This is a genomic window from Shewanella yunxiaonensis, from assembly GCF_018223345.1.
Taxonomy (GTDB): domain Bacteria; phylum Pseudomonadota; class Gammaproteobacteria; order Enterobacterales; family Shewanellaceae; genus Shewanella; species Shewanella yunxiaonensis.
Window position 1 is genome coordinate 3079910 of sequence record NZ_CP073587.1, and the last position, 15645, is coordinate 3095554.

13 protein-coding genes are annotated in these 15645 nt (G+C 49.9%); 3 read left to right on the top strand and 10 right to left on the bottom strand.

The genetic code is table 11. The features are described 5' to 3' along the window. Positions 1-63 precede the first annotated feature (63 nt). The 6 genes from astD to KDN34_RS14130 form a co-directional block, all read right to left on the bottom strand. Complete coding sequence (gene astD, locus KDN34_RS14105; RefSeq protein ID WP_212594350.1) at positions 64-1524, bottom strand: succinylglutamate-semialdehyde dehydrogenase; 1461 nt, start codon at positions 1522-1524, stop codon at positions 64-66. A gap of 10 nt (positions 1525-1534) precedes the next feature. Continuing rightward, positions 1535-2554, bottom strand: coding sequence for an arginine N-succinyltransferase (gene astA / locus KDN34_RS14110; protein ID WP_212594351.1), 1020 nt, complete (start codon positions 2552-2554; stop codon positions 1535-1537). A gap of 99 nt (positions 2555-2653) precedes the next feature. Further along, positions 2654-3871: an aspartate aminotransferase family protein gene (locus KDN34_RS14115; protein WP_212594352.1), complete on the bottom strand. Its 1218-nt coding sequence runs from the start codon at positions 3869-3871 to the stop codon at positions 2654-2656. Between the two features lie 418 nt (positions 3872-4289). Then, positions 4290-5432 (bottom strand): HDOD domain-containing protein, encoded by a 1143-nt coding sequence (locus KDN34_RS14120; RefSeq protein ID WP_212594353.1) that lies wholly within the window; start codon positions 5430-5432, stop codon positions 4290-4292. Between the two features lie 166 nt (positions 5433-5598). Next, on the bottom strand, positions 5599-8085 hold the full coding sequence (locus KDN34_RS14125; RefSeq protein WP_212594354.1) for a S9 family peptidase: 2487 nt from the start codon (positions 8083-8085) through the stop codon (positions 5599-5601). Positions 8086-8212: 127 nt separating this feature from the next. After that, on the bottom strand, positions 8213-8809 hold the full coding sequence (locus KDN34_RS14130) for an anthranilate synthase component II (RefSeq protein ID WP_212594355.1): 597 nt from the start codon (positions 8807-8809) through the stop codon (positions 8213-8215). A gap of 254 nt (positions 8810-9063) precedes the next feature. Here KDN34_RS14130 and KDN34_RS14135 point away from each other — a divergent pair, with 254 nt between their 5' ends. Then, positions 9064-9633: a LemA family protein gene (locus KDN34_RS14135; RefSeq protein WP_212594356.1), complete on the top strand. Its 570-nt coding sequence runs from the start codon at positions 9064-9066 to the stop codon at positions 9631-9633. A gap of 58 nt (positions 9634-9691) precedes the next feature. Then, entirely contained in the window at positions 9692-10753 is a 1062-nt protein-coding gene (locus KDN34_RS14140) for a hypothetical protein (protein WP_212594357.1), read from the top strand. A gap of 49 nt (positions 10754-10802) precedes the next feature. On the opposite strand, the gene KDN34_RS14145 is transcribed toward KDN34_RS14140, so the two are convergent. Next, positions 10803-11786 carry a DUF4382 domain-containing protein gene (locus KDN34_RS14145; RefSeq protein WP_212594358.1) on the bottom strand — a complete coding sequence of 328 codons (984 nt, stop codon included), beginning with the start codon at positions 11784-11786 and terminating at the stop codon, positions 10803-10805. A 336-nt stretch (positions 11787-12122) separates the two neighbouring features. On the opposite strand from KDN34_RS14145, the gene KDN34_RS14150 reads away from it, so the two are divergent. After that, entirely contained in the window at positions 12123-13244 is a 1122-nt protein-coding gene (locus KDN34_RS14150; protein WP_212593832.1) for an ISAs1 family transposase, read from the top strand. Positions 13245-13267: 23 nt separating this feature from the next. Here the strand turns inward: KDN34_RS14150 and KDN34_RS14155 are convergent, their stop codons facing one another. The 3 genes from KDN34_RS14155 to KDN34_RS14165 are packed head-to-tail and all read right to left on the bottom strand — an operon-like array spanning position 13268 to position 15412. Continuing rightward, positions 13268-14170 carry a zinc metalloprotease HtpX gene (locus KDN34_RS14155; RefSeq protein WP_212594359.1) on the bottom strand — a complete coding sequence of 301 codons (903 nt, stop codon included), beginning with the start codon at positions 14168-14170 and terminating at the stop codon, positions 13268-13270. Continuing rightward, positions 14163-14486 carry a chaperone modulator CbpM gene (locus KDN34_RS14160; protein WP_212594360.1) on the bottom strand — a complete coding sequence of 108 codons (324 nt, stop codon included), beginning with the start codon at positions 14484-14486 and terminating at the stop codon, positions 14163-14165. The genes KDN34_RS14155 and KDN34_RS14160 overlap by 8 nt, the downstream gene beginning before the upstream one ends. Beyond that, positions 14483-15412, bottom strand: coding sequence for a DnaJ C-terminal domain-containing protein (locus KDN34_RS14165; protein WP_212594361.1), 930 nt, complete (start codon positions 15410-15412; stop codon positions 14483-14485). Before KDN34_RS14165 ends, KDN34_RS14160 begins: the two co-directional genes overlap by 4 nt. Positions 15413-15645 lie beyond the last annotated feature (233 nt).

The window sequence follows — 15645 nt, forward strand, 5'->3', positions numbered from 1 at the left end:
GCTACACAGCTCCCCACGACGGCATATAAAGAAGGGAAGCAGCAAATGGCTTCCCTAGCAAATTTACAGCGTCAATCCTGGGCTGAGTGTTGCGGGTAAGCTGAGCGTATCCGCTTCCATTGACGCTACCGGGTAAGCACAATAGTCCGCGGCGTAAAACGCACTGGGGCGATGGTTGCCCGAAGCGCCTATACCGCCAAAGGGGGCTGAACCTGCCGCCCCGGTGATCTGCTTGTTCCAGTTAACGATGCCTGCACGGCTACGGGCAAAGAAATAGTCAAAATCAGCCCGACTGTCAGCCAGCAGCCCCGCAGACAGACCATAACGGGTGCTATTTGCCATTACGATAGCCTCATCAAACTGCTGATAACGGATCAATTGCAATAGTGGGCCAAAGTATTCTTCGTCTGGCAGTTCTGCTACCGAGGTAACATCCATCAGCCCTGGAGACACCAGCCCGGTGCCGACCTGTAACTGCTGCATCACTACCAACGACTGCCCCCCCAATTGCTGCAAATGCTGCTGTGCGGCCAACATGCCTAGTGCCGCTGTTTCCGACACCATCGCGCCCATAAAGGGTTGTGGCTCTGCATTCCACGGACCGACTTTTATCGCTTTCACCGCCTTAATCAGCATATCGATTAACGCGTCACCCTGAGCCCCCTGCTGCACAAACAATCGTCTGGCACAGGTACAGCGTTGACCAGATGAAATATAAGCCGACTGGATGATCTCGTGCACGGCCGCTTTGATATCGGCAACATCTTTGACGATCAGCGGGTTATTACCGCCCATCTCTAATGCCAAAATCTTGCCTGGATGACCACCAAATTGCTGATGCAATAAATGTCCGGTACGACTACTGCCGGTAAAGAATAGTCCATCAATACCCTCGTGTCCGGCCAGCGCTTTGCCAGTCTCAACCTCACCTTGAACCAGATTGATAACGCCAGCAGCCACACCAGACTGCTGCCATAACTTCACCATCAGCTCGGCGACTTTCGGAGTCAGTTCAGAAGGCTTAAAAATTACTGTATTACCGGCAAGTAAGGCCGGCACGATATGACCGTTAGGCAGATGCGCGGGAAAGTTATAGGGACCAAACACCGCGACTACACCGTGCGGCTTATGCCGCAGTACCGCTCGCGCCACCGGTAACGCGTTCTCACTGGTGCCAGTACGTTGCTGATAGGCTTTGGCTGATAGCGCAATTTTACCGATCATCGCCGTCACTTCCGTGGCGGTTTCCCATCGCGGTTTACCGGTTTCCTGGGCGATAGTCTCCGCCAGCAATTCGCGATGAACTTCTAACTGGGTGCGGTACGCTTCAACTTGTTTTAATCGTCCTTCAAACCCCAGCATGAACCAGTCAAATTGGGCAGATCTGGCGGCCGCGACCGCCGCATCGACTTGCGCTGACGTCGCTGCATTGCCTTGCCAGAGCTGTTCGCCGTTGGCTGGATTGAATGAGGCCATCGGATGACCATCACCATCTCTCCAGTTACCGTTGATAAACTGTGTCATGGGGTTTCTCCTAAATAGGTAATATCCGGACTTGTTGTCCTGCCTGTACCCGCAGTGCCTGGGCGAAGGCAGGTGACAAGGTGATATGGTTACTTTCGGCAGTGACATTGAGTCTTACAGCAGTGGCGCGGAAATCTGCCACCTGAGTGTTGGCAACAATATATGTGTCACCGTTGTCATCCATGGGGCCGACCAATACCGTTAACAAGCGGCTATCGCGCACCGCGCGGATCTCTTGCAGGGTGCACTCAACGGTGGGACCGCCATCGAAAATGTCGACATAACCGCGACAGCGGAACCCCTCAGCCTGCAACAAGCTCAGCGCCGGACGCGTATTGGTATGCACTTCACCGATCACTCGCTGCGCCGCTTCAGGCAACATGCAAACATACACCGGACTGCGCGGCATCATCTCGGCCATAAACGCTTTTTGCCCGAGTCCGGAAAGATAATCAGCTTCGATAAAATCGATACCGAGAAAATGCTGTTGTAACCAGCCGTAGAAGGGGGAATTGCCCGAGGCATCGCTGACACCACGCATTTCGGCAATCACAGTTTCACCAAAACGTGATGGATGCTGTGCCAGGAACAGAAAACGACAACGAGAAAGCAGGCGACCGTTGGTGCTTTTACGATAATCCTTACGCAGAAACAGTGTGCACATTTCTGCAGCACCCGTGTAGTCATGACACAGGGTTAGTGTTTCGACTTCATTGCGGACACCAATTTGCGCCGAATGATAAACTTCCGTGCCGAGACGATAGTGATAAAAAGCATCCTCCATGCCAACAGCACCTTCAATACCACAGGTACCCACCACCTCGCCGGTATCGGTATCTTCCATGACGAACAGATAACTTTCGTCATAAGGCTTGCTAACCGGTTTATTAAATGAGGCTTCCGCGCGATTAATCTTGGCAGTGAGGACTTCATCATTGACCGGTAACGACGTAAAGCCGTGGCCAGACGCTTCGGCAATATAACGCAGGGCGGCAAAATCAGACTGGCAAATAGGCCGGATTATCAACATGGTTAACTCTCCTGTGTCCCCACCGAGTTTCCGGTGTATCAACACACCGGAAACGGGGAATAAGCATAAAGGTCAGGGGCAAAGAACTTCCTGAACGCTTCAGGCTTCAACTATCTGAGCAACTGCTTTTTCCAGGCGGGCGATGCCTTCGGCAATGTCTGCCTCTGGGATGATCAGTGAGGGAGCAAAACGCAGAACGTTGGCACCGGCAACCAGCACCATCAGACCGTTATCGATAGCGGCCAGCAGGAAATCGCGGCTGCGGCCCTGATATTTTTCATTCAGCACGCCACCAATCAACAACCCTTTACCACGTACCTGTGAGAACACATGGTATTTATCATTAATACTGTTCAACCCATCACGCAGCAGCTGTTCACGATATTTCACACCGTCGAGCACTTCCGGGGTATTCACAATATCCATTACTGCATTACCGATAGCACAAGCCAGCGGGTTACCACCATAAGTGGAACCATGAGTCCCCACTTTGAAGTGTGCAGCAATTTCGCTGGTAGTCAGCATTGCTGCAATTGGGATACCGCCACCCAGCGCTTTCGCTGTGGTCAGAATATCCGGCACGATATCGGTCCCCATATAGGCATACAGATCACCGGTGCGGCCCATACCACTCTGCACTTCATCAAACACCACCAGTGCATTGTATTTATCCGCCAGTTCACGCACCTTACGTAAAAACGCCGGGTCACCGCTAATAATGCCACCTTCGCCTTGCAGCGGTTCCAGCATAATTGCGCAGGTCTTCTCGGAAACGGTTGCTTCCAGTGCTTCAATATCGTTATAAGGAATGTGGGTAATCGCCTGTGGCTTAGGACCAAAACCATCAGAATAGGCCGCCTGGCCGCCAACACTCACAGTAAAGAAAGTACGGCCATGGAATGCTTTATCAAAAGCAATGATCTCGTCTTTCTCTGGGCCATAGTTGTCAACCGCATAACGGCGAGCCAGTTTCAGTGCGGCTTCGTTTGCTTCTGCTCCTGAGTTAGCGAAATAGACCTTTTCAGCAAAGGTAGCATTCACCAATTTGGTCGCCAATGCCAATGCCGGTTCATTGGTCATAACGTTAGACAGGTGCCACAGTTTCTCACCCTGCTCTTTTAATGCATTGACCAATGCGGGATGACAATGTCCCAGACAGGTCACCGCAATACCACCAGCAAAGTCGACATACTCTTTACCTTCCTGGTCCCAGACCCGACTGCCCTGGCCACGTACCGGGATTATCGGAGACGGTGCATAATTAGGCACCATAACTTCATCAAACTGAGCACGGGTCAGATTCATTTTCACACTCATTCCTGAATATCCTTTATGATTTCAGACAGCGCTATAACCGCTGTCCCTTCGCAGTTAATCTCTCTTTGTCGTCTAGTATTACTGCGGATCGGTGTTTTAGATATGTGACATTAATAGCTAAATTGTGATCAAAATACCAGATTGATCAGGGCCGGCGCTTAACTCTTCGAAGGGTAAGTGCATAAAGATCTGATTTCAGGAAGTAAAAAGGCGATTAGCCGATATTTCCAGGCATAATTAGTCACAAAAAAAAGCAACCGAACCACAAATGTTTAACTATTCACTTTAAATGAATAGTTAAACAAAATAATAGCAGTAGTTGCTGTTAGGTAGAAGACACACTAGGAGAAAATACCAAATATTTTAAAGCGCCAATCAGGTCAGGCGTCAACTTGGCGTGCCAATCAATCTTGGTCGCTCAGAATAAGCTCAATTTACGATAATTCTGGCCTTGTAAACGGATAAGCTCCTGCTCACTCATAGCGTAGTAACTGTTAAGGAGCTGCTTGTCCCGAAAACTCAGTTGATGACTTTCATCAAGTAGTAAACTCTGTGCATAGCAGCTGGCTTTGGCGACCAGTTGAGCCAACAACGGCATCTGCTCAAAGCCCTGTTTGTCTTCCAACTCCTGCAACCAGGTTATCAATGCACTATCGGCAAATCCTAACGCCTGCGGCAGCTGCCAGTTAAGCCGCATCGCATGCTCTTGCACCTGCTGAAAAATCTCCAGTGCCGGGAATTCGCTGACAGCGACGGCGTCATACAACTCTTTATCCCGTGCTTTACTGGCTTCTTTGAGCCAGTTGCCACGCAGTTGTTCAAAGATTGAAGCGCCCATCCCTAATACCACAGAAGCCCCAAGCTGGCGCATCAACGACAGTGCATATAATAAGGCGCCATCCTGTTCATGTAATGCCGCTAGGACGCGGGTGGCAACGCCTTGGATCTGGGCGTAACGCCAGAGTTTACGATTGATCCATAACAACCCGGTATGTCCCAGCGGCAACCAGTGACGGCAGATATAAAATGGGATCAACAGTCTCAGGTTATCCATGCCGATATACCCAAGCACCAGTTTCAAATCAGACACCTGCAAGTCTTTATTTTGCGGTCTTCTGGCACCAAAAACCGGACTATTGACCATGTTAGTCAGATCGCGTACCAACCAGGCTTGACTGGCAACGGCAGGACGTAGTCGGTTTAAATCCAGTTGTGGTGAATGCAGCATCTCCAATAACAAGAGATGCTTATCTGATACCGGGCTGTGGCGCTGAATAATGTCGAGAGACGCCAGTTGGTTTGCCAGTTCCGTTTTCAGACTCATATGCAACTGACTATTAATCTGTTGCGCCAATTGTTTGGTCTGCTGCTTTTTTGCAATGCGCTCCATTGCCGCTTCGCGCTCGATTTCCAGCTTAAAAGCAATGGCTTCTAACTCTGGTTCTGGATCATCCCAGACCGGAGTGTTCGCTTGAGTTCCCAGAATTAATTGTTGCAGGAACTTCTGTTCCAGTGCTGCCACTGGCGCGGGCTTGAGTCCGCCTGAAACCGACGCTACCACCTGTGCTGTTTTCCTCTTGGCATTTGCCAGTAAAAATCTGAATTATTCGTTCATTTTATCTGGATTAATCATACTAAACATCAAGGATATTGAGTTAACTCTCCGCGAATCATAAAAAAACAGGCTCTAACTGAGCCTGTTTTCAATTGCCGTCCTGCTGAGGTGACTATTTTTTTAAATCGGTCTCAAACAGTCGCAGAATACGGCGATACTCATCCAGCCAACTGGAAGGCTGGCGGAAGCCGTGATGTTCAACCGGATAGTAAGCCATATCAAAGTGAGGATTTTCTAACTCGATAAGGTGCTGCACCATGCGCACACTGTCCTGGAAGAACACGTTATCATCTTCAATCCCCCCCAAAATCAACAGATGATTTTTCAGGCCTTGTGCGTGTTCAATCGGCGAACTACGACGGTAGGCAATCGGGTCATCGTCTGGGGTATTGAGAATATTCGAGGTGTAAGGGGCATTGTAATGAGCCCAATCTGCGACCGGGCGCAATGCCGCACCACACTGGAACAGATCCGGCGCGGTAAACAGTGACATGAACGTCAGGAAGCCACCGTAAGAACCGCCATAAGTGCCTACCCGTTGAGTATCAATGTTGGCATTTTTAGCCATCCAGGCAACGCCATCTTTCAGGTCTTCGACTTCCGGATGCCCCATATTGCGATAGATTGCGGTACGCCAGTCACGGCCATACCCCTTAGAACCCCGGTAATCCATGTCCAGCACAACATAACCATGCTGAGTCAACAGATTATTAAACATGAATTCATGGTAGTAATCAGAGAAGCCGTAATGTACTTCCTGCAAATAGCCAGCGCCATGGTTAAAAATGACTGCCGGGTATTTATCGGCGCGCTTGGCATCAAAACCTTGCGGCAGATACAGTCTTGCATAGACCTTTCCAGCGCCATGTGACGATGGCACTTCAATGATCTGCGGTGCCTGCCACGGATAATCGGCGAAGGCCTTACTGGTGTAGTGCGTCAGTTGTTTCAGCTCACCGCCAATCGGCTGCAGATACAGCTCATTGGGCTGAGTCAATGCTGACGCAGTCAACAGCAAAGTGTCGCCTTGGGGATTCAGTTGATAGTCAAGAGTACCGGTCCAGTGCGTCAGTTGTTCATCTTTACCATTTTGCAGATCCACCCGGTAAATATTGTACTTACCTGGGTGTCCCTTGTTGGCTTTGTAATAGATGTACTGGCTATCGGGACTAAGGGTGATATCACTCACCACAAATTTACCACTGGTCAGCGCTTTTTCTTTACCGGTTAACGGTTTCAGATACAGCTGTGAATAACCACTCTGCTCTGACAAGTAATACAGGGTGTCACTGCCCGGTAACCAGCCATATTGATTATGGTCATAGTTGATCCAGGCATCATCGTGTAAACGGTGCTGGGTCTGGAACTTACCTTTATTGAGATCCACCGTGGCAATCCAGCGATCCTTGTTATCGGTAGCTTCCAGCATCACCGCCACGGTGTCTTTTGTAGACTGCCATTGAATGGGGCTCTGATCCCACCCCCAATCTTCAATCAAGCGGATATTACGAACTTTTTTCTCACTCTTGTAGGTAGTGCCTTGCGCTTTGGCATTTTCAGCTTTTACCGCTGCCAGCACATCTTCGTCATATCCGCTCAAGCCTTCCAGGGTCACATCTTGCTGTTGGTGTGACTGCAGATCCAACACCACAAAACGCTGCCCTGGTAACTTATCTTCGGCGACTCGGGCACGCACCGGGACTAAACCTACATGGCCTTCAGGATCCAGATAGTTCGGCATCACATCGGCATCCGTGCGCCCTTTGTAGGTTTTATCTTGCAACACCAGGAACAGATAGCGAGCATCGGGTGACACACTGAGTTCAATCAGTGCATCTTTTTCCCCCAAATAAAATGGCTTCGCCGCCATGGTGGGATCTTGTTGTTGTAACTGATCTTTGTACTGTTCCAGCGCTTTGGCATTGTCATGCTGCTTTGCCACAAACTTAATCAAGCGCTGATTCTGCTTTGCCAGGAAAGTGTCCGGCTCTTTCACCGCTTCAGGCGCTTTGGCAAACTGAATATCTGCCAGCTGTTCCACCATTCCAGAGTCCTGATGGATGCGGTACACCTTGCTGCCCTGCCAATACACCAGATCACCATCATTCAGGAACCGCACCCCATCGATACTATCGTTTTGACGGGTTAGCTGTTCAATCTTGCCGCTGCTGAGCTGCTTAACAAACAGGTTGTTCTGATAAACATAGGCTTTACGAGTTTTGTCCTGATTGAACACCCCTTCACGTTGGGAGGCCAAGTGCAACTCGTTGAGCTGCAGCTCGTTAGTCACGCCATCCGCGACACTAAGACGATAATAGTTACGGAGTGGCGAAGCGCTGGGCTGACGGAAAAACAATACCGACTTGCCATCATCGCTCCAGTAAGCCCCGTCGGCACTCACCCCCATCCAATCGGGATCGGCCATGATCTGTTCTATCGTCAGAGGTTTATCTGCGGTAGGGGGAGCGACTAACGGCTGAGTGACCGCCGTGTGAGTCATCGTGGTTTGCTGAGCGGTGGTATTTTGTGTGGCCGCGCAGCCGCTAAGTACCGCCAGAGTCAAGGCGCTGAGCCCTATGTGACGCATGAGGGTTTTCATTCGCATTCCTTTTTATTGTGTGATTCTCCGGTGCCAGAGCCCGGAACAGGACTTGTCAACGACGCCTGTTATATCACATTGCGTACAGCGAGTGCGGATTGGACGCCGGGAAACTTGTAAAGGCTTGTTAGCGAGTGGCGCTGGCGGCAGGTATTGATGCTTTCAAGAAATTGGCCAGCAATTCATGGCCCTGCTGACTCATGATCGATTCGGGATGAAACTGCACGCCAAATAGCGCTAGCGCGGGTTGGCTGATGGCCATGATTTCTCGGCCAAACTGCGGGTCATCGAACCACGCATCCAGCACGAAATCTTCAGGCAAGGCTTCCACCAACAGTGAATGGTAACGGGTCACATTCAAGGGGTTCTGTAACCCGTGAAACAACCGCTCACCGCGATGCGAAATCAACGAGGTTTTACCGTGCATCACTCGTTGTGCACGAATGACTTTGGCACCAAAAGCCTGAGCAATCGCCTGATGGCCCAAGCACACACCCAATATCGGAATTTTCCCGGCTAGTTGTTCAATTAACGCCAACGAAATACCCGCGTCATCCGGGGTACAGGGGCCAGGAGAGATCACCAATCGCTCTGGCTGCAACGCCAACACTTCTGCCACCGTCAACGCATCATTGCGATGTACCACAGGTGAAGTTCCCAGTTGCTGAAAATATTGCACCAAGTTGTAAGTGAAAGAGTCGTAGTTGTCGATAACCAGTAACATGAACGGTAAATTCCCCTCTTTGTGCGGCGCGCATTTTATGGTATCGGTCGCGCATTTACCAGAAGGCAAAATTGACCAGCATCCTAAGCCTCTATTGGGACTAGCAATAACCAATTAAGCTTAACATCCCAAGCCGCTATAGATAGCAGGACGTTAATGGCATCCACGATGTTAGCTACCGATGATTCAACAATGTGAATGCAATCTGCTACAGTACCTAACAGTTGCGACATGCACATTTTTAAGGACAAAAAATGAGTGCTTTGATCATGCTAATCATCGTAGTAGCCGCAGTAGTGTTGGCTATCATCGTTATCCACAACAGCATTATTGGTCGTTATAACGCTACCCAGAGAGCCTGGAGTGACGTCATCGCCCAGGAGCGTCAAAAGAATAAGATTTTGCCGTCGCTGGAGCAGGTCGCAGCACAATACAGTGAATATGAAAAAGGACTGCTGGAAAAAGTCACTGCATTACGCAGTGCATTGGCAGCTCTGTCGGCCGACACCATTGACACTAAAGGACTCGCCAAAGCCGAAAGTCACATGAGCGAAGTGGTTAAAGGATTGAACATTGCCGTCGAAGCCTACCCCGAACTGAAAGCCAGCGAACTCTTCAGCAAATTGATGCGAGAAATTACCGAACAGCAAGAAAATATTGGCGCAGCGGTACGCATCTTCAATCGCAATGTTGAGTTGTTCAACAACGGTATTGAGGTGTTTCCCAACAATCTGGTCAACAGCACGTTTACTCATAAACATCGGCTGGATACCTTTGATGACAGCGAAGCCGCCGCAGGTTTTGAATACAAGCCTAATTTCTGATGACGCCGAGCCGGTAAGCTCACCTTTAGCCCATTGAAAGGATATCAATAGCGTTACTATGGCGATTTCTAACAATAAACGAGTCGACCAGTTATTACGGGCCATGAAGCAGTCGCTGCCAGGTGTTAACGACGAGCACAGCCTTTATGATCTGTTAAAGCCCGCATTGAGTTTCAAAGGCCCCATCCGCTACAACAATCGTTGGCCCTGGCTGATGACTGTAGCCGGACTCGTTGTGTTAGCCATTCTGTGGTTGTTGGATAGCAGCAAGCTGACTGGACTGCCAGATTCATTGCTCAATGGTTTAAATTGGCTGCTCTCACCACTGTATCGCTTGCCATTAGGCCCGTGGTCCCCATTTCTATTATTGACCGGTATTGGTGTCTGGCAATTGCTGTCTCGTTATCAGCGACTGCAAGGGCTCGCCGATGCGATATGGCGCAAAAACCTGTTGCTGGATAATCAGCTTCAGGAAATTCCGTGCCAACCTGAAGCTAAAGCCCGCGAGTTTGCGCGCAGTTTTTATGAGTTTAATCGTGGCAATCACAAGCGCAGCATAGACTGGTTATGCCAAGGCCACTACCAGGGAACAGAACATCAATTTGATTACCAGCTGTTCGATTTTCATTATGTGGACAAGCACACCACCACCACAACCGACAGCAAAGGCCGCAAACACACCCATACCACATACCGCCATTACCATCGGTATGGGGTGATTTTATCCTTTGGCTTTACTCAGGATCTCAACATTTTGGGTTACAGTAACAGCGGACAAACGGGCGTGAAATGGGAGCCAGCATCATTAGACTTTCGCAAGCAGTTCAAAGTGTTGGCTGGCTCAGAGATGATCGCATCAAAGTTTTTTAAACCCACAGTCGTGGAGCAGTTACAGCAATTAGGCCAGAAACTGCGTCAGACGAACCTAGAATTTAACCGCCAAGGCATACTGTGTCTTACCGTTGCCGACAGCGATTTTGCCAATGTGCCACGGCCTGTGGGACTGGAAGATGCAGAAGCATTTCTCACCGTGCTTAAACAACAGACCAAACTTCCCAAACTGACATTGGCACTGCATTGCGTTCACCAGTTGATGGTGTACACCGACAGTAATTTCTAACCCGATTAAAAAACATAGCCGCAGCTGTGTTTTTTACCGGTTAAACGCATTAACCACCGTGGTGCCCTCCATTGCCCATACCACATACGTGAATAGTTGCCTGACCGCCACTCGGGCCACCATCAATGGTCACAGCGCCGGCATCCGCGAAAATAACGAATGGGCCGTCAGTAATGTCATCAGATGCTGGATAATCCAGATGCCCCAGACAGGTGTAGCCAATACGATAAGTGGCCTCCGGCAGATACCCTAATCCAAAATACCAGTTACCGTCGTCATCCTGCTTTAGCGGTGCCACGGCAATAGGAGCCACCATGCCAGTGGCTGGCGCATCGTACACGTCGGCCATTTGGCTGAGGCTGGTCACGGTATCAGGATAGAGATATGCCAAATGGGTAAACTCGCCCCCCGCGGGTGCCAACGCCGCATAAGTCGTTTCACAATCGGCAATCCACTGTGGGTCCATCTCACCGATCAAATGCCCCATATAGAGATTATCAACTGACCAGCTATAGTCGTAACTCAGGTTGTAGTTGTAATCGTAGTCCCGATCCAGTCCCATATAGAGGCCAACTTCGAGCGTGTAGCTGTATTGATGGTTAGCACTGATATTGAAATTCATCAGTGGCAGTTTGCCATCCTGCACTTGTAACGCATGACGTCCCTGCCCATCCTCCACATAGCAGCCGTTATTACCATCGCCCTGTATCACCGTCATGTAGACATTCTGATATTGTCCCTCACTCAGCGGTAAACCATTGACCACGGTAATACTGTCCGCCCCCTGATAATTCATCAGATTAAAATTCATCTCACCCAGAGCGTAGCGATGTTCAATACCATTACCATCGGTCATCACCAGTTCGCCAAGCTGTAGGCCCACAGCAGTAACCCCGGTCATAGGTGAGTCGGAGATTGCCACCGACAAGGTGCCGGTTGATTGTTGAGTATCTGTCGTCGTGTTATCACTGCCGCCACATGCTGCCAGCAACACACATGCCGACACCATTAACCCATGCCAATAAGTCATCATCTTTTCCTCTGCTGTGAGCAATAATGCTTAACATAGTGCAATGGCAGAAGTTCAATTTGTTTATAAAATGAACAATTGATTTGTATCAATTTTGTTACAAATATCGTCAAGCGGCATGATTGCTAAATGAAAGGAACTGTCTTCAGAGCATTTACTCCATCGCCGAGGTACGAGTAATTGCACCTGACAACGACGGCAATGGTCGTTATGGGTATATCACTATCAATGGCAGGGCAAGATCACGAACATAATTTGAGCTATTAGACTGACATTCTCCCAAAGGGCTGGACGGTTCATACTGGCTGTGATCTTATACTCTCTTTTGTGGAGAGCCCTATGAACTCCGGTGCATTTCAACAGTTCTTTAGTACCTTAGAAGACCCTCGTCAGTCAGCCAAAGTCGAGCACCTATTCACTGATATTTTATTCCTCGTGGTTTGTGCCTCAATAGCTGGAGCACAAGGCTGGGAAGATATCGAAGATTTTGGCGATCTGCACTTTAACTGGTTTATCGAAAAAGGCCTGTTTAAGAATGGGTTACCTGTTCATGACACTATTGCTCGAGTCGTATCGAGAATAGATAGCGATCAGTTTCAGCATTGCTTTATCGACTGGATGAAGTCTGTTGTGGAGTTATCTGAAGGTCAGCTTATTGCGATAGATGGTAAACGGCTATGTGGTTCATATAATCGCCAGAATAGACTGTCAGCCATCCACATGGTAAATGCCTTCGCAACAGAAAATAATGTCGTGCTTGGGCAAGTTAAAACCGAAAGTAAGTCCAATGAAATTACCGCCATTCCCGCATTACTGGCGCTGTTGGATATTAAAGGTTGTCTGATATCGATAGATGCTATGGGATGTCAGACAGATATCGCTGAACAAATTATTGAGCGCGGTGGTGATTATTTGCTTGCCGTAAAAGGTAATCAAAAAGCGCTGCACGATGCCGTTCGTAAAGTTCTTTCCAGCGAGATTAACGAAGAAGTGCTTTGCTTAGAGAAGCAGCACGGACGTAACGAAGCCAGAGCCTATTGTGTTATGGACGCAGGCAGCTTAGCCGACGCCTTCCCAGAATGGAAAGGGCTTAAAAGTATCGGTGTTGCGCTGAGCTATCGTCGAACGAAAAGCGGTAATGAATCCCTTGAGTACCGTTATTACATCAGTTCAGCCAAACTGAGCAAGGCCCGTTTTGCCAATGCGGTACGCAGCCACTGGGCGGTTGAAAATAGCCTGCATTGGGTGCTGGACGCGTCGATGAAGGAAGACCAATGCCAAATATATAGAGGCAATGCGGCGGAGGTATTGTCCGGAGCAAGGAAGATAGCATTGAATATGCTCCAAGCGGAAACAACTCGAAAAATCAGTATTCCACGCAAACAGAAGCGTGCACACGGTAGCACTGATTATCTGGAGCAGGTACTAACAGCAGGTTTAAAGACGTTGGGTGATATTTAAGCATTCATGCTCTTACCCTGCTATCAATGGTGGAATGGATTATCAACATTGTCCGTACCCGTCTGGTACGGCCAACGTTGCTGCAACGCCAGTAAACGTTCAACTCGCTCCTTGGTTTCTGGATGGGTGCGTAACAGGGAAGGTACCGGCAGGGTGGCACCAGGCATGATCATACGTCGGAGCCAGCCCTGTTGCTGGCGTTCAATTTTACTCAGCGCACTGGCCAATCCTTGCGGATCACTGGTCATTCGCACCGCGTTCAAATCCGCCTCATACTCACGCGTCCGCGACAGCGCTAACTGCGCTAGTGTGCTGATAGTTGGCGCTGCCAGTAATAACAAAATCGCCCACCAGTTAATGGTCGCCCAGCCAAACATGATGAGCGGCAGATTCAGCAATAGCAGCAATTGTCCCATCATTGACAGCAGCGAAGTACCACGGCTGAACATATCGGCCAGGCTCATCACTTGCAGATCATTACTGCGTACATGGCTGAGTTCATGAGCCAGCACTCCGGCTAATTCGCGCCATTGCAACTGCCGCAACGCTGCATCAGTAATGGCAATCAATGGCCGTTGCTGACTCCCCACCGCAAAGGCATTTATCAGGGGATTGGGTAATAGAAACAGTTGTGGCATTACCGGTAACCCGGCAGTTTGCGCCAACTGCTGCACTAATTGCCATAGTGCGGGAAACTGCTGGGGCGACAGCGGCCTGGCATTGTACAGCCGCATCACCATCCAAGGTGAAACGGAACTGCGAAATAGCCACAGCATGACACCGGCCATCAGTAACAGCAGTAAACCGCTGCTACCGGCAAACAACCAGCCTAATAATGCCAAAAAACCAGCCATGCCCGACAACAGCAATGCTGAATGCCAGAAATTGCGTCGGGCATGTTGCTGCCACCGCACCCGATCAATCATCCGCCCCCTCCAGGCGGCGAATACGAGCACGTAATTGTTGCAGTTCATCCAACAGATCAAGCACTAACGCAACACCGGCAGTGTTTAAGCCTAAGTCCTGTTCCAACCGTCGCGCACGATGAATACGGGTGAGCGCGATGCCGCTGAAGCGCCAGTGTGTCGGGCGGTTACCGTGCGGCTCGACAATGCCATACTCCACCAGCTCAAACACCTGTTCAGGTGCCAAATGACAGGTTCGGCAGAGTTGTGCCAACGTCAATTTATAATGTTCATCCAGCACGTCTGCTGCATATAGTGTCAGCAAATCCTTACTCATGCTCTGCCTCCCCAATTGGCCCGAGGATCAAAGTTCAATGCGTCTTTGAAGGCGTTATAAGCCTGTTTGGCTGCCGCACTATTGGCTGCCGGTAACGCCACACTTAATTCCACATAAAAGTCGCCCGGCTGTTTTCCGGGGATGCCCTTGCCTTTGAGCCGCAAGCGCCGACCACCAGAAGAGTTGGCAGGAATTTTCAGATCAATACTGCCTTCCGGCAACGGTACGGTTACCGTCGCACCTAATGCAGCTTCCCACGGAGCAACGGGCAAGGTCAGGTAAACATCGCGGCCTTCGACCCGGTATAACGGATGCTGTCGGAACGAAACTTCCAGCAGCAAATCACCGTTAGCACCGCTGCCGATGCCCGGATTACCCTGTCCCGCCAATCGGATATGTTGCCCTGGCACCACACCTCGCGGGATACGTACATTCAATGTCCGGGGCTGCGCACCACCATCGCTTCCCAGCGTAATGGTGCGCGTTGTACCGCGGTAACTGTCTTCCAGATCGATCTGGATCCGCGCGCGAATATCTTCGCCTGGATAGTCAAAATGCGCCCGCGACTGGCGGGGACCCTGATTAAATCCACGGCCGCCAAACATTGACTGGAAGATATCGTCAAAGTCGAAGCCCTGAGCCTGTGGCCCGGCACCGCCCTGGTACTGGTATTGGTGGAATCCCTGAGATCCCGCCTGCTGAGCCGCTTGCCAATCCGCGCCATACTGATCGTATGCCGCCCGTTTTTCAGCATCGTGCAGCACATCGTAGGCTTCCTTTACCTCTTTGAAGCGCGCTTCGGCATCAGTTTCTTTACTGACATCGGGGTGATATTTACGGGCTAATCGATGGTATGCCCGCTTGATATCTTTATCTGAGGCATCCCTGTCGACGCCAAGGATCTGATAATAATCTGTGAACGCCATAATGCTCCAAACCTGTTTGAAGTGAATAAAACGCAGTCAACTTCAGTCATCGTGAAGACTGGCTGTAACATTATAAATCTGGGCATTATTTGCGCATTTTCAAGTTCTGGAACGCAAAAGTTATTGGTTATCGCCGCGGAGGCTCCATGTATTCTGAAGCAAGCGACAACAGAAAGGGTTGTCATTTTTGCTACATCGCTTATCAGCACCATTGGAGCTACTGACTACTCAGC